Origin of the sequence: Bacillus sp. YKCMOAS1 (genome assembly GCF_030268125.1) — a bacterium.
Lineage (GTDB): Bacteria > Bacillota > Bacilli > Bacillales > Bacillaceae > Bacillus > Bacillus safensis.
Genome location: NZ_BSEI01000001.1, coordinates 225803 through 245920, shown reverse-complemented (window position 1 = coordinate 245920; position 20118 = coordinate 225803). Strand labels below are relative to the sequence as shown.

Sequence of the window (20118 nt, the reverse complement as noted above, 5' to 3'; positions counted from 1 at the left end):
TAAAGCGGGCTATTTTTTATTTTTGCAAAAAGATAAAATTTAAAGAAAATTTGTATTGCTTTTCGCCTGTGTCAGATATACATTAAGGGTGTAGTATTAGATGATTAGATAATGGTAAGGAGATAAGCGGAAAATGGCATGGGAAGTCTTAAGTATCATTGGCATTGTCGCATTCGCCATTAGTGGTGCGATTGTGGCAATGGAGGAAGAGTACGATATTCTTGGTGTGTACATTTTAGGGATTGTGACAGCATTTGGCGGTGGAGCGATTCGAAATCTATTAATTGGTCTTCCGGTGTCTGCTTTATGGTCACAGGGCAAAATGTTTACGATTGCCCTTGTATCTATTACGATTGTGTTTCTTTTTCCAAAGCTTTTGCTCAAGCACTGGAGCACATGGGGAAATTTCTCGGATGCGATCGGTTTAGCAGCGTTTGCGATTCAAGGCGCACTATTTGCTGTGCAAAGAGAACTCCCGCTCAGTGCGGTCATTGTGGCAGCCATTTTGACTGGAAGCGGCGGCGGAATTGTACGTGATTTATTAGCAGGACGAAAGCCGCTTGTGCTAAAAGCAGAAATTTACGCCGTATGGGCAGCTCTTGGCGGCTTATTCGTCGGACTCGGCTTAGCGCAAGGCGAGCTAGCTTTATATCTGCTGTTTGTCATCCTCGTCGTATGCAGGGTTTGTTCCTACTTATTCAAATGGCGTCTTCCCGCCAGGTCTTATTTTTTAAATAAAGGGTGAAACGAAAAAAGGGCGATTCTGCTCTTTTTTTGTGTTTAATAAGAGCTGAATGTCAGCAGATGTTGGAGTTTTCGTGTAAAATAAAAGCAGGGTCTATTGTTCATCATTTGAACAATACATATGATGAAAATTTTGTCAGCAGGCTGAATATCTGGATTCAGCCTTTTTTTGCCTAGATGGATTGTTATGTGTTGGTTTCACTTTTTGCGGAATACTAAAGAAGCACTTCTGATCGGACGGATGGATAAAATGAACACATCTTTGCATGTAAGCAAAACTTGACGAAAAATATACATAGGAGGGACATGTACTAGTGGAGATTTTTTTAGCAGTGCTCGTACTACTGGCACTCATTGCAGCATCTAATATTATCAATCGTTTTGTCCCCTTTATTCCAGTTCCGTTAATTCAAGTGGGCTTAGGAATATTGGTGGCAGCCTTTCCTTCAGGTTTACATATTTCTTTAAATCCTGAACTCTTCTTCGTTCTATTTATTGCGCCGCTGTTATTTAATGACGGGAAGCGTACCCCAAGGGACGAGCTATGGAAATTAAGAGCACCTATTCTTCTTTTAGCACTTGGTTTAGTGTTTGCGACCGTGATTGTAGCGGGATATACCATTCATTGGATGATTCCAAGCATACCGCTTCCAGCCGCATTTGCGCTTGCAGCGATTTTATCACCGACAGATGTGGTGGCAGTAAGTGCTTTATCCAGCCGTGTGAATATGCCAAAGGGCATCATGAGACTGCTGGAAGGCGAAGGGCTGATGAACGATGCATCAGGACTTGTCGCCTTTAAATTTGCCATTGCCGCAACAGTGACGGGAGCCTTTTCAATTGCTGAGGCATCCTTTAGCTTTGTACTCATTGCCGCAGGTGGTTTATTGACTGGATTTATTCTATCCTTTTTTATCATTCGTTTTCGCTATTTTCTCCGCCGTTTAGGAATGGACGATGTCACGATGCACATCATCCTGCAAATCCTTACACCATTTGTGATTTATTTAGCAGCGGAAGAAATCGGTGTATCTGGGATTTTAGCGGTTGTGGCTGGCGGTGTGACACATGCCATTGAGCAAGATCGAATGGAAGCGAATTTAGCCAAACTGCAAATTGCTTCATCAAACACATGGAATATTATTTTATTTATTTTAAACGGACTTGTTTTCGTTTTACTTGGATTGCAGATTCCTGATGTATCCACAGTCATTTTCCAGGATGAAGCATTTAATAATATGCAGGTCATTGGCTATATCTTAATTATTACGCTATGTCTCATGGTGCTGCGGTTCTTATGGGTATGGCTGTTCTGGGCAGGTAACTGGAGTGTAACGAAAAAGCAGAATGTGAAAAAACCGAAGCTGCGGGCTTCGATGCTGATGACATTCTCTGGTGTTCGTGGTGCTGTCACATTAGCAGGTGCCTTTTCAATACCATTTACGCTTGCGGACGGATCGCCATTTCCTGAGCGGCACTTGATTATTTTCCTCGCAGCAGGCGTGATTTTATGTACACTCATTTTAGCTAGTGTGTTACTGCCTCTTTTATCTGAGAAAAAAGACAAGCAAGTCGACGTGGACTTGGATACAAAGATTCAGCATGCGAAACGGAAGCTGCTGAGAAGTGCCATTAAAACCTTAAAAGAAGGTATGAATGAGGACAACAGAGAAGTATCCCTTGCACTCATCAATGATTACCGAATAAAGCTGAGAAATATCCAGCGTGAGCCGTACCAATTCGGGATGAGAAGACAAGAGCGAAAAATCAGACTGCATGGCATCAAAGCAGAACAGATGAAACTTCAACAATTAATTGATGATGAGAAAATTGATAAGGAAGAAGCTTATGAGCTGCAAGAGAGATTTCATGAGCTGGAAATGCTGTACTCAAACTCATTCAAAATTCGTTTTTCAAAGGTGAAGTTTCTCCGCTTGCTTCAATGGCTGCAATTATGGCGGCCGAATCAGCACATTTCAAACGGTATTTTAGAAAAAGAGGACTCGTACAAACAAATCCGTAAGAAAACGGCTGAGGCTGCGGTAGACTCGATCAAACAGCATATGACAGATGAAAACCAGCAAACGTGCCACCAAGTTATTGGTTTTTACAACCAAGTGATTTACCGCTGTGAACACGGTCCAAGCTTCTTCCAGCAAAAAGACCGTTCATTTGACCGGAAGAAAAAAGAGCTGAACTTCCAAGCTGTACAGACGATTCGAAATGAAATACAAACCTTATATGAAGATGGTGAGATCAACCGTGATATTGCCCATCATTTAAGAGAGTATATCAATGACATGGAAGCTGTTCTGCTCACTAATACGTGATGTTGTCATCTTCTCCCCCATGTTTTATGATGAAGAAAGAGAACGAGCAGGGGGAGATCAATGATGGCTTATTATGGAGCAATTGAAGCTGGGGGTACAAAATTTTGTTGTGCAATCGGTAATGAGCATGGAGACATCTTAGAGGAAATGACGATTCCGACAGAGCACCCGGATCAAACAATACAAAAGCTCATTCCATTTTTCAAGCAGCATGACATTGCAGCATTAGGGGTTGGCTCCTTTGGACCCATTTGTGTACAAAAGGACGATCCTTCATACGGTTATATCATGAACACACCGAAAGTGGAGTGGAAGCAATACCCGTTCATTCCTGAGCTTGAGAAGCAATTAGGTGTCCCCGTATCTTTTACAACCGATGTCAATGCCGCAGCACTAGGTGAATTAACAAAAGGGGCAGCCAAAGGGCTAAGCAGCTGTTTGTATATCACGGTCGGTACAGGCATTGGTGCGGGGGCTGTTGTGAAAAATGAGCTTCTACACGGTCATTCACATCCTGAGATGGGGCATATCCTTGTCAGGCAGCATGAATCTGACCCATTTGCAGGTGTCTGCCCGACACATGGAAATTGCTTAGAAGGACTGGCAGCTGGACCAGCGATTGAGAAAAGGTGGGGGAAACCTGCCAAAGAGCTGACGCAGGATGAAGCGGTTTGGGCACTTGAAGCGGATTATTTAGCGCAGGCGCTTATGCAATACTCGCTCATTTTAAGCCCAGAGCGCATCATCATGGGCGGAGGCGTCATGAAGCAAAAGCAGCTATTCCCACTCATTCGAGAGAAGCTAGCTGCTTATGTCAATGATTATGTAGACCTGCCGCCGCTTGATACATACATTGTCTCCCCTAGACTTGAGGACAAGGCTGGCATGACTGGTGCGCTGCTCTTAGCCATCGAAGCGAAGAGAAACGCCTGATAATAGAGTTTTGAAGGACAACGTGAGATAATGAAAAAGATGGAATCTATGAAAAAGGTGGTTGTTAAAATGGTCAAAAGCTTGAATGATACCGTAACACTGAATAACGGAGTAGAAATGCCTTGGTTTGGTTTAGGTGTATTCAAAGTGGAGGACGGCAATCAAGTGGTAGATGCCGTAAAAGCAGCCATACGGAACGGATATCGCAGCATTGATACGGCAGCTGTTTATAAAAATGAGACAGGCGTAGGAAAAGCGATTAAAGAATCTGGTGTGAAACGAGAAGATTTATTTATTACGTCTAAAGTATGGAACACAGATCAAGGCTATGATAAAGCGCTTGAGGCGTTTGACGCAAGCTTAAACCGATTAGGTCTTGATTACTTAGACCTCTATTTGATCCATTGGCCTGGTCCAAATGCAGAAACATTTAAAGACACATGGCGTGCGCTTGAGAAGCTTTACAAGGATGGGAAAGTGAGAGCCATTGGCGTCAGCAACTTCTATATTCAGCATCTAGAAGAGCTGTTAAAAGATGCTGAGGTTGTTCCAGCTGTGAACCAAGTGGAGTTTCATCCGAAACTGACACTTGTTGAACTGCGTCAATATGCAAAGGAAAAAGGCATTCAAATTGAAGCATGGTCTCCGCTGATGCAAGGGAAGCTATTAGATCATGACGTTTTGAAAGACATTGCTGCACGCTACAACAAATCTGTTGCTCAAGTCATCTTGCGCTGGGATCTACAAAGCGGTGTCGTGACAATTCCTAAATCAATCAATGAAGAACGTATTAAACAAAATGCAGACATCTTTGACTTCGAGCTTTCTAAAGAAGACATGGAAAAAATCGATGCATTAAACAATAACGAACGCGTCGGCTCGAATCCAGAGACGATGACGGTTGGGTTTGAATAAATAAAAAAATCCTCTTTCTCATGTGAGAAAGGGGATTTTTTACGTACTGCTTCGGCGCACAGCCAACAGCATGATAAAAGATAGGATCACAATACAAATTGTCCACGCCCAAGCAAGCTCCATTCGTCCGGAATCAATCGCCACATAGATAGCGGTTGGGAGTGTTTGCGTTTTTCCTGGGATGTTGCCGGCAAACATTAAGGTCGCCCCAAATTCTCCAAGGGCTCTGGCAAAGCTGAGGATGCTGCCTGATAAGAGGGAAGGCAGGGCAAGTGGTACTGTAATATAGGCAAAGACTTGAAATGAATGAGCACCATCTACTTTTGCAGCGCCTTCAATATCTGATTCAATGGTTGAAAATCCGGCTTTTGCTGATTGATACATAAGCGGGAATGCTACAACCGTCGATGCAATGACCGCCGCCCACCACGTGAAAATGACTGGCTGGTGGAAGATCCATTCAATGGCGCTCCCGATCATGCTATGCCTTCCGAATATGACGAGCAATAAAAAACCTACAACCGTTGGTGGGAGGACAAGCGGAAGCATCAACAGCGTTTCCACAATCATTTTTCCTTTAAACGAGCTTCGTGCCATCCAAAAGCCAATCGTTGTGCCAAAAACAGTGGCAAGCAGCCCGCTCACACAAGCAACCTGAACGGACAGCCAAATAGGAGATAGAAATTCTTCAGTCATCATAGGCATTAATTCACTTGAAAGCCGTACTTTTTAAAAATTGATTTGGCTGTTTCTGATTGAAGAAATTGAAAAAAGGACTTGGCTTCCTCTACATGTTCTGTCCCTTTGACGATTCCAACTGGGTAAATGATCGGGGAGTGCATGTCCTGATTGGCTTCAGCCGCAATCTTTACTTTTTTGGAAACGAGGGCATCTGTCTTATACACAACACCAGCTTCCACATTTCCTGTTTCTACGTAGCTTAAAACTTGCCGCACATCCTTGCCGTATACAGCGTTCTTTTTCACTTGATCCCAGATGTTCAGCTTTGTGAAAATCTCTTTGCCGTATGTACCAGCAGGAACGGATTCTGGTGTGCCAAGAGCAATCTTCCCTTTTATGTGCTGGGCGTCTTGAAAGCTTTTAATAGAGGAAGAATGATCATTTGGCACAATGAGTACAAGCTCATTTTGGATGGCATCCTTGATAAAATGTTGATCGATATCTCCAGATTGCACAAGCTCATCAAAGGGCGCTTCAGCTGCTGAGAAAAAGAGATCTGCTTTTGCCCCTTGCGCAATTTGTTGCTTCAATGCGCCGGATGACCCGAAATTATTTGTTAATGTCACATTCGGATGCTCATCATTAAAGGCGGATTCAATTTCCTTTAGTGCATCCTGAAGACTTGCCGCTGCTGAAATGACAAGCTCTGTTTTTTTGCTTGTATCCGATGACTTCATCTCTGTTTGACACCCGCTCAGGAGCAAGCAGATGGCGATGAAGGGGAAGAACGCATACTTCATGTTCACACCTCTTATTATTCAATATCATATGTATCCTTTATTATAAGCAAACTTATTTGACCATTCATAGGTTTTCAGTAAAAAGAGAAAAGAAAAAGCCGCCAGATGGCGACTTTTTAATGCTGATAAAAACGCAGCAAATTCCCATTGATCACTTTGTCTGATAAGGAAAGTTCTTTATTGGCTTTTTCGATATAAGGCTGACACACCTCATCCTGTTCAACAGGTTCTTTTGTTTTTTGATCATAGCAGGTGTTCTTTGTATAGAGATAATCATCTGTAATAAAGTTCCCGTTTCTCAAAACAGCAAAAGGCGTCCGTTCGTTTGAAAATAAGTCATTGCCAAATTGAATGGCATCCTTCGTTTCAATACCGAGTAAGTGCAGGAGTGTCGGTTTCACGTCGATTTGCCCAGCTGTTTCAGAAATTGTCTGCGGTGCTTGATCTGTGACCCCCGGAATGTAAATTAAAAAGGGCACCCGCTGCAATTTCACAGCATCAAACGGTGTGATTTCATCTTTTTTAAGCAGCTCTGCCATTGCCTGATGGTGTGCCTCGGAGATACCATAGTGATCCCCCATGAGGACAAACATCGTATTGTCATACAGTCCTTCTTCTTTCATGCGGTCAAAAAATGTCTTAATGGCTTCATCCTGATAGCGGACGGTCGTCACATAGCGGTTTAAAATCGCGCTGGACGAATCATATTCATCAATCAATTGATCCTTTGGATCGATTTCAAATGGAAAGTGATTGGTCAAGGTAATAAACGTGCTGTAATAAGGCGCCTTCAACTTATTTAAATAATCAATGGATTGGTCAAAGAAGTCAATATCCTTTAAGCCCCAGCCAGTTGAATTCTGTTCATTGACCTGATACGAATCGACATCATAAAAACGGTCAATCCCAAACGATTCATACATCACATCACGATTCCAAAACGTTTTATTATTCGCATGAAATTGGACGGATTGATAGTTTTCTTTTTTCAACTGCTTGTATAACGTGTCGTATTCGTTGTCACTCGCTGTGAAAAAGACAGCGCCGCTGCTAGATGGGTAGAGGGAATTTGCGACAATAAACTCTGAATCCGATGTCTTTCCTTGCTCAGTCTGCTGATAAAATTCATCAAAATAAAAACTCTTATTAGCAAGTTGATTTAAAAAGGGGGTGATGTATTGTCCATTCACCTTTTGATCAACGACAAATTGCTGTGTTGATTCGAGTGAAATGAACACAACGTTCCTGCCTTTAGCAAGTCCAAAGTACTCTTCGTTTGGTGCACTGTAATCAGCCTTTGTGTAGTTTGCTACGGTTGAAAGTGTATCTTCATCTGCAAAGGCCTTTTGTCCAATACGCGCCGTTTGGGCAGCGCCGTCATACAGATGGAACTGAAACAGCCCAAGATTTCGTACGATCACTTCTCGATCATAAGAGCTTGTCAGAAAGCGAGGGTGATCCATCATGGCTGTGCTGACATGAAACACTAGAAAGCTGCAGCACACCGCATAATATGTTTTGATCGTCTTGAAAGATGCTTTTGGTGCTAAAGGTTTGCGCTTTAACAGCCACGCCAGAACCACGAAATCAATGAGCATCAGCAAAAACAGCGGGTGGAACAATTCTGTCATACTGCTGCCCATATCTCCCATGTTTTTCGCTTGGAATAATACAGGGATCGTAATGAAATCAATATAAAATCCATAAAAGATCGTATTCGATATGAGAATCGCCGTCAAAATCAAGTTTGCGGTTAATAAAAATACCTTTTGCTTCGTTTCATTTAAAAAAAGAGCAATCCCAAACAAAGGGAGCAAAAAGCTAAGTGGATTGATCAAAAGCAGCCATTCATGAAACAGATTGGCCGTTCGTATGTGAAATCCGAATTGATAAATGATGTATGTTTTCATCCACATGAAGAGGATGGAGTACACTAAAAACCAGTGAATTTTGAAAAACGCTTTCATTTATGTAGCTCCTCACCATTCTGTATTCAGCTGCAAGGCAAAAACACTTATCTTAAACCTACTAAAAAAATGAGGAATGATCAATTCATATCCTGTGTTTTTCGGAAAACTCTTTTTGATTCATTAGAATGGGATTGAGATGCCGCAGAGGACAGCGATGTAATAGCAGGTAACAACGGTGAGAGCAGCTAGTACGACTTGTTCTCCTGTGCTGCCTGTTTTGACATAGAAGGGAAGACGCACTTTAATGGAAGCCGGAAATAAAAATTTAATCCCATTCACTGTTCCTGCATCCAGAATGAGATGGCTTGCCATCCCGACTAGTAAACCGATACTTAGGCTGTCATTTGGAATGTATGTTGTTGCTAGAAAATAAATGATCAGCAAAAATAATAAACTGTGTGTAAACGTGCGATGACCGAACACACTGCTGATCAGTGTCGAGAGCAGCGGGAATTTTCTGCCGATTTTACTTTTTGTATGGCAAAGATCAGGGATCAGAGCACCTGCTGATCCAGCAGCAGCCATCGTCACTGGGTCGAATCCATAGTAGTAGGCAACGGCTGTGGAGGCGGCAATTCCGCCCATGATGTGTGTTTTTCCTGTCATGATGCGTACTCCTGTTCTATCTTTAGTTCAAGTATTCACTATATCAAGGGTCGATTCATTCAGCAAGGCTTATTTCTAAAGAAAAAGAGGCCAAAAAGGTTGGCTGAATGGAAAAACATTCTATAATAAGGAGGAAGTCATGTTGATACTAACGATAAGGATGCGATTCGGATGGGTAATGCAGACATTTTAAAAGAAATTGTTCTTGTACATTATGAAGTCAGCCGTAAATTAAACCGCAAGTTACTTGAGTTAGAGAAAGACATCACGCCCCCACAGATATATGCTCTTTCTATTTTGATACAAGGCAAAGTATCACATGCCGAAGAGCTGAAGCAAAGACTCTCTTTAAACCCTGGTGCAGCCTCTATTGCACTCAATAAATTATGTGAGCAGGGTTATATTCAAAGAGAACGGGACAAGGACGATTCGTCACTTGTCCGTTTAGAAGTCACGGAAAAAGGGATGGCCATTTATGAAAAGCATACACGTCTTTTCGGAAAGGTGATTCAGCATATGATGTCAGACTTCACAAAGGATGATTTAAAAACCTTTCTGACGTACTTGCAAAAAATGAGACAGACCTTTCATGATGATTGAGCCTCTTCCCTTGTATAATGCTGAGCGCTGTAGCACAAATTAAACAGGCAACCGCATTTTATGAAAAGGGAGGAAACAGCGATGTCATTTTTCCAAAAGGATAAAAAAGCGAAAAGTGAGAAAAACCATCAGCAGGTAGATCAGCTGTTAGAGGAAGCAAGTAAAGAGCTAGCAGGCGATCCGCTTCAGGAAGCTGTACAAAAAAAGAAAAATAACCAACAATAAGCAGGTAAAGGGCAGAGAAAAGAATCTCTGCCCTTTTTCTATGTTTTTCCCTTTGACAGATGTGAGAATGTTTGATAACCTTCGTGTAGTAAAAATGAATAGAAATCCTCACGCTATGTCTCAGTGAGGTAGAGGTTGCGCGGATGATGAGTCACTCATAGGAGAGATGGAATCGTAGATCATGAGAAAAAAGGCATCAGCGCCGAAGTGTAGAGAGAGCTCCAACTTTCTTTATGCTGGGTCTGCATTGAATAAATGCAGGACTGCCACGTCTTTGAAGCGTGGAGGGCTATCCGGAGATCAAGGTGTATGTTTTGAAAAGCATGGACTTTTGTTCAGGCTTTTTTTTATGTTCTGAGTCACAAAAATAAGGGTATGCTGTTAAAAAGCAATTCATTATGAACATAAAGAATGCAAGTCATTGCTTCACAAATATATCAATGAAGATACTGCCGGGTCTGGTCCAAAGTGAATAAAACGGAGGTACGGAAATGGAACAGACAAAAAAATGGGGTTTTTGGTTATTGACGGCTTTTGTCGTCGGAAATATGGTAGGTTCAGGCATCTTTATGCTGCCAAGTACGCTTGCCCAGCACGCAAGTCCTTTAGGTGTGACGATGGCATGGCTTGTCACAGGCGGCGGTGTGCTGATGATTGCGCTTGTATTTGGGCATTTGTCCATTCATAAGCCGCAGCTGACGGCTGGACCACAAAGTTATGCAAGGGCGCTTTTTAAAGATCCGAAAAAAGGGAAAGCGGCTGGATTTACAATGGTTTGGGGATATTGGGTGGCAAGCTGGATTAGTAATGTCGCAATTATTACAAGTCTTGCTGGTTATTTAACGACTTTTTTCCCGATTCTCACCGTGAAGACTGAAGTTTTTACCTTTGGAAAAGAATCGGTCACGCTTGGTCAGCTCATGACGTTTATCGTATGTACCCTTCTTCTATGGGGAACACATACCATTTTAATTACAAGCTTAAGTGCTGCTAGTAAATTGAATTTTATTACGACCTTTTCAAAGGTGCTTGGATTTGTCCTTTTTATTGTTGCGGGATTATTTGCATTTCAAACGGCATTATTTGAACATTACTACTTCCCGGTTGAAACAGGCAGCGAAGGAGTGCTTGGCCTTGGAGGTCAAATTCATCATGCGGCTATTTCCACACTATGGGCATTTATTGGAATTGAATCAGCTGTCATTTTATCAGGAAGAGCATCCTCACAGCGTGATGTGAAGCGTGCGACGATTACAGGTCTTTTAATTGCACTTTCGATCTACATGATTATCACGTTGATTACAATGGGCGTTCTGCCGCACGATCAATTGCAAGGCTCTGACAAACCATTCGTAGACGTGCTTCAGCTTATTATTGGGCCAGCTGGCGGAATTGTCATGGCTCTGCTGGCGATTATTTGCTTGTTTGGTTCAATGCTTGGGTGGATTTTACTTGGTTCAGAAGTGCCGTATCAAGCAGCAAAGGCTGGTGATTTTCCAGCAGTATTTGCAAAAACAAACAAAAAAGGAAGCCCTGCTTTCGCTTTGACTGTTACAAATATTATGTCACAGCTGTTTATCTTCTCTGTGATGTCACGTACGATTAATGAAGCTTTTACCTTTTTAACTACATCAGCGACACTTGCGTATCTTATTCCGTATATTGTGTCTTCCATCTACAGCTTTAAGGTCATTATGCAAGGTGACACGTATGAGCTTCAAAAAGGAAATCGAACGAGAGACGGCATCATTGCACTTGTTGCGATGGGGTATTCAGCTTGGGTCATTATTTCAGGAACAGCCGACTTGAAAACCTTTGGTCTTGGAATTGGTCTATTCTTAGTAGGTATTTTGCTTTATCCATTCATGTCAAAAGGATTTGCCAAAGGAACGGTATAAGAAAGACGTTTCTCCATTTCTGGAGAAACGTTTTTTTATGATGCAGATGTCAATCGGTCCACAATAAATTCTAGCTGACCTTCTAGTGACACTGGGTCATTAAAGAAGAAACCGACTGGATCTATTTCGAATACATGTTTATTTTTGACGGCAGGAAGTGATGTCCAAATGCTGCTTTGATACACTTGTTCACCTTTACTTTTTGAGCCGCTCCATGGACCTGTGAAAATATAGTCGCCTGCGAATTCTGGCAGCTTCTCAAGAGAAATATTCGCATAGCCGACGCCGCTGTCGATCGCTTCTTTTTTAACCGCCTTCGGTGCTTTTAATTTCAGTTCGTCATAAATGATTTCGCCCCCGCGGGCAAAGGTGTTTCCGAAGATATAAATGCCTTTATCAAATGGCGATACGATCGAGACCGTTTTGCTGCCGACAGCTTTGGTTACCTTTGGTTTCACCTCAGCAATTTTGGTATCCCATTTTGTGATCCATTCTGTTGCTTTTTTTGGTGTACCTGTCATTTTACCGAATTCTTTTAGCTGGTCTTTGAAAGAATATTGATTGTATTTTACCGCTACAGTTGGGGCGATTTTTTTGTATTGATCAAACTTCTCATCTTCCCCCCAAGCAATAATCATATCTGGCTTCGAAGCGGCTACCTTTTCGACCGATGGGGTCCTTCCGAGATTTTCCACTCCATCTGTTTTCCCTTTATAAAAAGGGTTTTTAAAGATGGGTGATGTTGTAGCAACTGGCGTTTTGCCGAGTGTGACGAGGTCCCCGTAATAGCTTTCTGCAAGAAGCACTATTCGTTTCGGATTTTTCGGAAGCTTCACTTCACCTTTTGCATCCTGATATGTCATCATGTCATTCTTTTTCGCTGCAGATTGTTTATTTGAAGTGCTGCCGCAAGCGGCTGTAAAGATCATAAGAATCGATAAAGAAATCAAAAGAAATCCAGTTCGTTTTTTCACAAAAGTTCTCTCCTATTCATTTTTCCTTGATAATGATTCTCAATTTCATTTTTTATCGTAACATGATAGGAACAAAAATGCATTGGCTAATTTAGGCCTAAAGAAAAATGATGAAATTCTCACAGTTTTTTGATGAAAATAAAGAAATTTATCAGAACAATGATTTCAAAAAGAAAAGAAAGTGATATACTAGACTTCGAGATTGATAATCATTATCACTAATAAAGAATAAACATGAACGGAAAGGAAGAGACTGGTTTTGGGCTCACAATCGAATAAACAGCTGCCAGCCAGCGATGATACGATCGATATTGTCACGAAGCCTTTTGGAACAGCAGCTGTTATCATCATAGGAATCATCGCTTTAGCATTTGGTCTTTTTTTATCGGTATCATTAGGAGCGGCAAACATTCATCTACAGACTGTATGGGAAGCCGTTTTTCATTTTGATCCACAAGAAACTTCACATCAAATCATTCGGGAATTGAGGCTGCCGCGCACAGTTGGAGCCGCGCTCGTCGGTGCCTTTTTAGCCGTATCAGGTGCCATTATGCAAGGAATGACAAGAAATGCGCTGGCGTCACCGGAGATTATGGGTGTGACAAATGGCTCCGCTTTTGCGATTGCCATTGCATTAGCATTTTTCCCTGGCCAATCTTCTTTCACATTAATTCTTTGGTCATTTGTTGGAGCCGCACTCGGTGCCTCTATTGTATTTGGTGTCGGTACTATGTCAAAAGGGGGACTGACTCCGGTTAAACTCGCACTAGCTGGTACAGCGGTTGGAGCACTTTTGAGCTCAATTTCTTCAGCCATTGCCATTCGTTTTGACGTCGCTCAAGATATGAGCTTTTGGTATGCTGGCGGAGTGGCAGGTGTGAATTGGAGCAACATTCATATCATCATTCCAGTTGCCATTGCAGGACTAATCATTGCAATGATCCTTGCCCGTTCGATCACGGTTCTGAGCTTAGGTGAAGAATTGGCGAAAGGACTTGGACAGTATACGAAAACGGTCAAGGTGCTTGGCGTATTGGTTGTTATTCTTTTAACGGGTGCTGCCGTGTCGGTAGCAGGCTCTATTGGTTTTATCGGGCTTGTGATCCCTCATGTCACTCGATTCTTGGTCGGAGTGGACTATCGCTGGATTATCCCATGCTCCGCTATTTTAGGGGCCACTTTGTTAATTTATGCAGACATTGCTGCGAGGCTGGTCAATGCTCCGTTTGAAACGCCAGTCGGTGCCATTACGGCGATTATAGGCGTTCCTTTCTTCTTATATTTAGCTAGACGTGAAAGGAGCGGAATTTAAATGGAAATGGTGCAGCAAGCAAAGAAAAAGAAATATCAACGAACGATGCTCATGATCTTTTTCGCGATCGTAGCTGTGTTCCTTATTAGTTTAAATACCGGAGAAATTCGGATCTCTCCGATGGATACATTGAAAACACTTTTTGGATTCGGAAGTGAAATGGATGAGCTCGTATTATTCGAATTCCGACTTCCAAGAATGGTCATCGCTTTACTTGTCGGTGCTTCTATCGCTGTATCAGGAGCGATTTGGCAAGGTGTTTCGCAAAATGGTTTAGCTGACCCAGGTATTCTCGGTGTCAATGCCGGCGCTGGCTTTGCCGTTGTGCTATTTATCTTTGCATTTCAAGGCACGATGGCGAATTTAGGTGATTTCTCGATTTTTGTACTGCCGCTTTTCGCGTTCGTAGGTGCAGGCTTTGCTGCATTTCTCATCTATGTGTTAGCGTGGAAAAAAGGCATCACACCTGTCCGATTGATTTTAACTGGTATTGGTGTTAATGCTGCGTTTTCAGCAGCGATTGTGGTCATTCAATTGAAAATGAGCCCAAATGATTTTAACCAAGCCATCGTGTGGTTATCTGGAAGTATTTATGGCTCAAGCTGGACGTATGTCCTATCTGTTCTGCCATGGATGGTGATTTTCCTTATATTCGCGATTGTCAGATCACGCTATTTAAATATCATGAATTTGGGTGATCAGCTGTCCTATGGATTAGGCATTTCAGTTCATAAAGAAAGAAGCTTGTTCATGCTGATTGCCGTTGCATTAGCAGGTGCGAGTGTTGCTGTTGCAGGAAGTATCTCTTTCCTAGGATTAGCCGCACCGCACTTGGCGAGAAAGCTTGTTGGGCCAAAGCATCAAGGAATGATACCGGCCTCCGCGTTGATTGGGGCGCTGTTATTATTGTTGGCGGATACACTTGGCCGCGTCATACTTGCACCATCAGAAGTGCCAGTTGGCCTTGTCGTTTCTGCTTTAGGCGCACCTTACTTCATTTACTTATTGATGAAATCGAACTAATGAGGAAGGAGAGACAACATATGAAATCGCTCGAAACAGAAAAGCTTTGTATCGGTTATCAAGACCGTTTGATTGTAGAAGATTTGAATGTCAGTATCCCAAAAGGCAAGGTGACAACACTGATTGGACCGAATGGCTGCGGGAAATCAACCATTTTAAAAACGATGTCTCGTATTATGAAGGCCAATCGAGGAGCTGTTTATTTAAATGGCCAGGCTATCCATGAGACGCCGACAAAAGAAATTTCAAAACAAATGGCGATCTTACCGCAAACACCCGAAGCACCTAGTGGACTGACAGTGTATGAGCTTGTGTCATATGGACGTTTCCCGCATCAAAATGGGTTTGGTCGCTTATCAAATGAAGATAAACGAATCATCAGATGGGCACTTGAGGAAACGGGAATGATCGCTTTTCATGATCGGCCAATTGAAGCACTTTCAGGCGGACAGCGTCAGCGTGTATGGATTGCGATGGCACTTGCCCAGGAAACAGAGCTGCTCCTATTGGACGAACCTACGACGTATTTGGATCTTGCACATCAGCTCGAGATTCTGCAGCTGTTAGAACGCTTAAATAGAGAGCAGGGGCGAACTGTGTTGATGGTCATCCATGATTTGAATCATGCGGCGCGTTTTTCACAGTACATGATTGCCCTCAATCAAGGGAAAGTCATAAAAGACGGTACGCCTCATGAGGTCATGACCAAAGAGGTACTCAGTCAGGTATTCCATATTGATGCAGAAATTGTGCTTGATCCTAGAACGAATAAGCCGATTTGTTTAACATATGATTTAATGAATCATGAACGAAAGCTAGAAGCTGTAAATGGATAATAGATGTAAAGGAACCCGGTGCAGCTGCCGGGTTTTTTTCGTGTTTGAAACTTCCTAGTGCTGCTATTTTCTCCAGTTGATATTTTTTCGCTTTTATGCAGAAAAGAGGTACTTTTTTACTTTAGACAATGGTAATATACGGTTAGAGATCATAGCTAGAAAGGAAAGAGATGCGTGGAAACAGCAAAAATATTGATTGCAGATGACGAAGAAGCAATTGTGAAAATGGTTGAACGCGTATTAAAAAAAGAAGGATTCAAGCATATTTATAAAGCATACCATGCAGATGAAGCATTAGATGTTGTCAAAAAGGAGGACATCCACCTCTTACTTCTAGATGTGATGATGCCCGGTAAATCTGGCTTTGACGTTCTGCCTGAAATCAGAAAAGTAACGAAAGCGCCTATTTTTTATTTAACTGCAAGAACGTCTGATGTCGATAAACTGACGGGCTTTGCGCAGGGGGCAGACGATTATATCACGAAGCCATTTAATCCTCTTGAGCTAGTGGCTAGAATTAAGGCTCACCTAAACCGAACATATATCTCCTTACAGGAGGAACAAGAAGACACTCAAAGCCAATATCATTATGCCCATTTCTCCTATCATCCTCATGCAGCTGAATTGAAAGTAAGAGGAGAGGTGACGGCATGCTCAGCTCAGCTTCTTTCTTTGCTGAAGTACTTTTGTGATCATCCGAATGTGGTTCTTTCAAAAGATCAAATCTATGAGAAAGTATGGGGCGTCCCATCATATGGTGATAACAACACTGTCATGGTTCATATTCGAAAGCTGAGAGAAAAGATCGAGTTAGATCCAAGTCAGCCCGAATATATTGTGACGATCCGTGGTATGGGATATAAATTTATACCACACCCTGCAAAGGTCCTTCAATAAATTATGAATTTACGAGCAAAACTTTTCTTTCACTTTGTCGGACAAATGTTTATTGTGATTGCTGTTTTTATAATCGGAAATACGTTCTCTGATAATCTATATGTAAAAAAATACTACGAGAACATGGCTGAAACTGGTTTAACTAAAGCTGATGGAGATACACTCATGAGCTGGCTTTATTTTAACGAGGATGGAAAAATGGAAGCCGACGATCAGCTCAAGCAAGCAGTGCAAAAACGAGACGGCTGGCTGCAAGTGATTGATTCAAAAAAGAAAAACGTTTATAGCTATCACCGCCCTAAATCTATTCCAACATCCTATCAAAAGGATGAAATGATTAAGATCTTTGAAAAAAGAGAATTTAAAGATTACAAGATGTACTTCTGGCCAATTGAGATTGATCAAGAAAGCTTTATTGTGTTATATGGGTTCAAAACGAACAGCACAAAGGTAGCCAATTATCTGAAGCAGCACGAGAAAAATTTGGCTGCATTATCTCAATATTCGGTTGAAACGAAAGAATTCTTGAAGAGAATGAACGGATCGGTTCATCTGTTCAATGAAGAAGGAAAATATTTAAAAGGCATTCGGACCAACACAAGTTTGAAGCATAACGTAACAGATATTGAATTGCTCAAGTATCAATCGAAGCCTTGGGAGTTTAGAAGTGACCTCACTTATATGAAGGTGAATAAAAACCTGTATATTATCGTTTCGGTACCAAATAAAGTATACAGCCCAGACGAGCTTTACGATAAGGAGACAGACGCTTTAAATCAATATACAACCATCTTAATTGCAGGTCTTGCGCTCACTATTATTATTGTGATGACATTATGGTACTCGTATTGCTATGGGCTGCCAATTTATCATATTATTCGCTGGCTGATTTTCTTATCAAAAAATAAATTGCAGGAACCAACAAATAGAAAGGGAATTCCAGTCAGTAAAAATAAAAAAGGCCGTATTAAGCGGGAATATCGTTTATTTGAGGATATCCTAAAAACAATGGATCAGCTCACACATACGTTAAAAGAGAACGAATCAAACCGAAGAAAAATTCAAACCACAAGGGAAGAATGGATTGCAGGATTGTCTCATGATTTGAAAACGCCTTTAAGTACGATTTACGGCTATGGACTCATGCTTGAATCCGATCAATATCAATGGTCCAAGGAAGAAGTCATAGAAATGGGACAGGTGATTCGTGAGAAATCAGAATACATGTCGACACTGATTGAGGATTTAAACCTCACGTACCGATTGAAGAATGGTGCCCTGCCTATTAATCGGAAGCCGGTTGAACTCAGTGAATTTTTAGCTTCCATTATGGATGAGTTCTCAAGAAGCTCCTCATCTGAGGATTATCCATCCTCCTTTGAAGATCAAACTGATGGTGTCATATTTGAGATCGATAAAGCCTGGTTCAGACGAGTGATTGAGAACCTGCTGGCGAATGCAGTGAAGCATAACGAAAAAGGCACTCATATTACAGCTGTTTTATCTGAAACAGATGAAGAAGTTCGGATCGAAATGAAAGACAATGGCCGCGGAATGGCACAGGAAACGGTGGATCACCTATTTAACCGCTACTACAGAGGGACAAATACAAATGATCCAACGAACGGAACTGGTCTCGGGCTTGCGATAGCAAAAGAGCTTGTCTTGCTGCATGACGGTGATATTCAAGTTGAAAGTGAACTAGGCTCTGGAACAACTATTGCGATTATCCTAAAAAAATCATCACCTGTAAAATAGCCAAAAAACGATTTTCTTTTCTAAAGGAGATCGTTTTTTCCTGTTTTAGGATTGAAATCAATTTTGTAAACGATTACAATAAAATTGTTAACGTGAACAAATCATTTTTATTTATAAGAGAGATGGGGGAGTTTGATGAAAGCCTTTTTAGATGATCAGTTTTTACTCAACAGTCAAACGGCGGAAAAGCTATATCATGAGTTTGCTAAGGACCTTCCAATTATAGATTACCATTGTCATTTAAGCCCCAAAGAAATCTATGAAAATAAAACCTTCCATAATATCACCGAAGCATGGCTTTACGGAGATCATTACAAATGGCGTGCCATGAGAGCAAACGGCATACCAGAATCACACGTCACAGGGAATGCCTCAGACTATGAGAAATTTCTGGCGTGGGCGAAGACCGTTCCCATGACCATTGGAAACCCGCTCTATCACTGGACTCATTTAGAACTGAGACGATATTTTGGAGTTGAGGAACTTTTAAACGAAAAAACCGCACACATCATCTGGCAAAAAGTAAATGAAAAGCTGCAAGGAGAGGGTTTTGGTGCGAGAGACTTCATTGTGAAATCGAACGTTGAAACAGTCGTGACTACAGATGATCCAGTCGATTCGCTTTGCTATCATCAAAAACTGCGGGAAGAAGGATTCACTGTGCAAGTACTGCCCGGATTTCGGCCTGATAAGGCTCTTGATATAACAAATCACCTATTTACAGCGTATGTTCGCGAACTGGCAGAGGCTTCATCTACTCCAATCCAATCCTATCAAGACTTTTTAACAGCACTCCGTGCAAGAATTGATTTTTTCCATGAACAGGGCTGCCTGATCTCAGATCATGCCATTAACGAAATGACGTTTGAAGAAACGACGGAAGAAGAAGTGGAAGCCATCTTTCATAAAAAAATGTCGGGTCATGCATTGACGGAAAAAGAGAAGATTAAATTTAAAACACAAACATTCATTAAGCTTGGTCAGGCTTACTATGAGCGGGGCTGGGCGATGCAGCTTCATATCAATGCACTTAGGAACAACAATACGAAAATGTTTGAGCGGCTTGGGCCAGATACAGGGTATGATGCGATGAATGATGAGGACATTGCCAAGCCACTTTGCCGAATATTGGATCGTTTACAACAAGAACAGGCACTGCCAAAAACCATTCTATATTCCTTGAATCCTAGGGATAATGTTGTGATTTCCACATTGGCTGGAAGCTTTCAAGACGGGACGGCACCTGGGAAGATTCAGCACGGTACAGCTTGGTGGTTTAATGATACGAAACAAGGGATGACAGAGCAGATGATGGCTCTATCCAGTATTGGACTGATCAGCCGTTTCATTGGGATGCTGACAGATTCAAGAAGCTTTTTGTCGTATACAAGGCATGAATATTTTCGAAGACTGCTTTGCGATATCATCGGAGATTGGGTAGAAAAAGGGGAAGTTCCATATGATCTTGATCTGTTAGGGGGAATCGTGAAAGGAATCAGCTATGAAAATGCCAGACTGTATTTCCAATTTGACCGGGCGAAGCAGCTCCAGCACCCGAACAAAATGACATGAAGAAAATGAAAGCGGTTTTATGATAAGATGGTAAAAAATCATAA

At 41.8% G+C, this 20118-nt stretch carries 18 protein-coding genes and 1 riboswitch; of the genes, 13 read left to right on the top strand and 5 right to left on the bottom strand.

All coding sequences use genetic code 11. The annotated features are described in order from the left end of the window. Window positions 1–133 precede the first annotated feature (133 nt). The 4 genes from QSJ46_RS01325 (at window position 134) to QSJ46_RS01310 (ending at window position 4922) form a co-directional block, all read left to right on the top strand. On the top strand, window positions 134–745 hold the full coding sequence (locus QSJ46_RS01325; protein WP_024423463.1) for a trimeric intracellular cation channel family protein: 612 nt from the start codon (window positions 134–136) through the stop codon (window positions 743–745). A gap of 313 nt (window positions 746–1058) precedes the next feature. Next, a complete protein-coding gene (locus QSJ46_RS01320) occupies window positions 1059–3074 on the top strand; it encodes a Na+/H+ antiporter (RefSeq protein WP_047202389.1) in 2016 nt (671 codons plus the stop codon). Window positions 3075–3137: 63 nt separating this feature from the next. Next, window positions 3138–4007 (top strand): ROK family protein, encoded by an 870-nt coding sequence (locus tag QSJ46_RS01315; protein ID WP_285604173.1) that lies wholly within the window; start codon window positions 3138–3140, stop codon window positions 4005–4007. 69 nt (window positions 4008–4076) lie between these two features. Beyond that, window positions 4077–4922: an aldo/keto reductase gene (locus QSJ46_RS01310; protein ID WP_285604172.1), complete on the top strand. Its 846-nt coding sequence runs from the start codon at window positions 4077–4079 to the stop codon at window positions 4920–4922. Between the two features lie 39 nt (window positions 4923–4961). Here the strand turns inward: QSJ46_RS01310 and modB are convergent, their stop codons facing one another. The 4 genes from modB to QSJ46_RS01290 all read right to left on the bottom strand — a co-directional run bounded on the left by modB (window position 4962) and on the right by QSJ46_RS01290 (window position 8979). Next, on the bottom strand, window positions 4962–5627 hold the full coding sequence (gene modB, locus QSJ46_RS01305; RefSeq protein ID WP_285604171.1) for a molybdate ABC transporter permease subunit: 666 nt from the start codon (window positions 5625–5627) through the stop codon (window positions 4962–4964). Beyond that, window positions 5627–6403, bottom strand: coding sequence for a molybdate ABC transporter substrate-binding protein (gene modA, locus QSJ46_RS01300; RefSeq protein ID WP_107163062.1), 777 nt, complete (start codon window positions 6401–6403; stop codon window positions 5627–5629). The genes modB and modA overlap by 1 nt, the downstream gene beginning before the upstream one ends. Window positions 6404–6519: 116 nt before the next feature. Continuing rightward, window positions 6520–8370: an LTA synthase family protein gene (locus tag QSJ46_RS01295; protein WP_285604170.1), complete on the bottom strand. Its 1851-nt coding sequence runs from the start codon at window positions 8368–8370 to the stop codon at window positions 6520–6522. Window positions 8371–8493: 123 nt separating this feature from the next. Then, on the bottom strand, window positions 8494–8979 hold the full coding sequence (locus tag QSJ46_RS01290) for a metal-dependent hydrolase (protein WP_047202394.1): 486 nt from the start codon (window positions 8977–8979) through the stop codon (window positions 8494–8496). A 171-nt stretch (window positions 8980–9150) separates the two neighbouring features. Here QSJ46_RS01290 and QSJ46_RS01285 point away from each other — a divergent pair, with 171 nt between their 5' ends. From QSJ46_RS01285 to QSJ46_RS01275, 3 genes are all read left to right on the top strand, one after another. Continuing rightward, window positions 9151–9579 (top strand): MarR family winged helix-turn-helix transcriptional regulator, encoded by a 429-nt coding sequence (locus QSJ46_RS01285; protein ID WP_047202395.1) that lies wholly within the window; start codon window positions 9151–9153, stop codon window positions 9577–9579. A gap of 81 nt (window positions 9580–9660) precedes the next feature. Next, window positions 9661–9804: a small acid-soluble spore protein SspJ gene (gene sspJ / locus QSJ46_RS01280; RefSeq protein ID WP_024423454.1), complete on the top strand. Its 144-nt coding sequence runs from the start codon at window positions 9661–9663 to the stop codon at window positions 9802–9804. 121 nt (window positions 9805–9925) lie between these two features. Continuing rightward, window positions 9926–10104: riboswitch (Lysine riboswitch) on the top strand. A gap of 191 nt (window positions 10105–10295) precedes the next feature. After that, window positions 10296–11702, top strand: a complete 1407-nt coding sequence (locus tag QSJ46_RS01275; protein ID WP_047202396.1) for an amino acid permease — start codon at window positions 10296–10298, stop codon at window positions 11700–11702. A gap of 35 nt (window positions 11703–11737) precedes the next feature. Here QSJ46_RS01275 and QSJ46_RS01270 read toward each other — a convergent pair whose 3' ends face one another. Next, on the bottom strand, window positions 11738–12676 hold the full coding sequence (locus QSJ46_RS01270) for an iron-hydroxamate ABC transporter substrate-binding protein (RefSeq protein ID WP_107163064.1): 939 nt from the start codon (window positions 12674–12676) through the stop codon (window positions 11738–11740). Between the two features lie 259 nt (window positions 12677–12935). Between QSJ46_RS01270 and QSJ46_RS01265 the strand changes: the two genes are divergently transcribed. The 6 genes from QSJ46_RS01265 to uxaC all read left to right on the top strand — a co-directional run bounded on the left by QSJ46_RS01265 (window position 12936) and on the right by uxaC (window position 20074). Further along, complete coding sequence (locus QSJ46_RS01265; RefSeq protein WP_107163065.1) at window positions 12936–13988, top strand: FecCD family ABC transporter permease; 1053 nt, start codon at window positions 12936–12938, stop codon at window positions 13986–13988. After that, entirely contained in the window at window positions 13989–15011 is a 1023-nt protein-coding gene (locus tag QSJ46_RS01260; RefSeq protein WP_047202398.1) for a FecCD family ABC transporter permease, read from the top strand. It abuts the gene before it with no gap. Window positions 15012–15031: 20 nt separating this feature from the next. Continuing rightward, complete coding sequence (locus QSJ46_RS01255) at window positions 15032–15847, top strand: ABC transporter ATP-binding protein (RefSeq protein ID WP_047202399.1); 816 nt, start codon at window positions 15032–15034, stop codon at window positions 15845–15847. 174 nt (window positions 15848–16021) lie between these two features. Further along, window positions 16022–16744, top strand: a complete 723-nt coding sequence (locus QSJ46_RS01250; RefSeq protein ID WP_107163066.1) for a response regulator transcription factor — start codon at window positions 16022–16024, stop codon at window positions 16742–16744. Window positions 16745–16909: 165 nt separating this feature from the next. Further along, window positions 16910–18502, top strand: a complete 1593-nt coding sequence (locus QSJ46_RS01245) for a HAMP domain-containing sensor histidine kinase (RefSeq protein WP_258182561.1) — start codon at window positions 16910–16912, stop codon at window positions 18500–18502. Window positions 18503–18637: 135 nt separating this feature from the next. Further along, window positions 18638–20074, top strand: a complete 1437-nt coding sequence (gene uxaC / locus QSJ46_RS01240) for a glucuronate isomerase (protein ID WP_212042280.1) — start codon at window positions 18638–18640, stop codon at window positions 20072–20074. Window positions 20075–20118 lie beyond the last annotated feature (44 nt).

What these genes read in the sequence shown, in the direction of transcription:
- QSJ46_RS01325 (WP_024423463.1), top strand. Translation starts at nt 134, where the DNA reads ATGGCATGGGAAGTCTTAAGTATCATTGGCATTGTCGCATTCGCCATT.
- QSJ46_RS01315 (WP_285604173.1), top strand. Translation starts at nt 3,138, where the DNA reads ATGGCTTATTATGGAGCAATTGAAGCTGGGGGTACAAAATTTTGTTGT.
- QSJ46_RS01310 (WP_285604172.1), top strand. Translation starts at nt 4,077, where the DNA reads ATGGTCAAAAGCTTGAATGATACCGTAACACTGAATAACGGAGTAGAA.
- modB (WP_285604171.1), bottom strand. Translation starts at nt 5,627, where the DNA reads ATGCCTATGATGACTGAAGAATTTCTATCTCCTATTTGGCTGTCCGTT.
- modA (WP_107163062.1), bottom strand. Translation starts at nt 6,403, where the DNA reads ATGAAGTATGCGTTCTTCCCCTTCATCGCCATCTGCTTGCTCCTGAGC.
- QSJ46_RS01295 (WP_285604170.1), bottom strand. Translation starts at nt 8,370, where the DNA reads ATGAAAGCGTTTTTCAAAATTCACTGGTTTTTAGTGTACTCCATCCTC.
- QSJ46_RS01290 (WP_047202394.1), bottom strand. Translation starts at nt 8,979, where the DNA reads ATGACAGGAAAAACACACATCATGGGCGGAATTGCCGCCTCCACAGCC.
- QSJ46_RS01285 (WP_047202395.1), top strand. Translation starts at nt 9,151, where the DNA reads ATGGGTAATGCAGACATTTTAAAAGAAATTGTTCTTGTACATTATGAA.
- sspJ (WP_024423454.1), top strand. Translation starts at nt 9,661, where the DNA reads ATGTCATTTTTCCAAAAGGATAAAAAAGCGAAAAGTGAGAAAAACCAT.
- QSJ46_RS01275 (WP_047202396.1), top strand. Translation starts at nt 10,296, where the DNA reads ATGGAACAGACAAAAAAATGGGGTTTTTGGTTATTGACGGCTTTTGTC.
- QSJ46_RS01260 (WP_047202398.1), top strand. Translation starts at nt 13,989, where the DNA reads ATGGAAATGGTGCAGCAAGCAAAGAAAAAGAAATATCAACGAACGATG.
- QSJ46_RS01255 (WP_047202399.1), top strand. Translation starts at nt 15,032, where the DNA reads ATGAAATCGCTCGAAACAGAAAAGCTTTGTATCGGTTATCAAGACCGT.
- QSJ46_RS01245 (WP_258182561.1), top strand. Translation starts at nt 16,910, where the DNA reads ATGAGCTGGCTTTATTTTAACGAGGATGGAAAAATGGAAGCCGACGAT.
- uxaC (WP_212042280.1), top strand. Translation starts at nt 18,638, where the DNA reads ATGAAAGCCTTTTTAGATGATCAGTTTTTACTCAACAGTCAAACGGCG.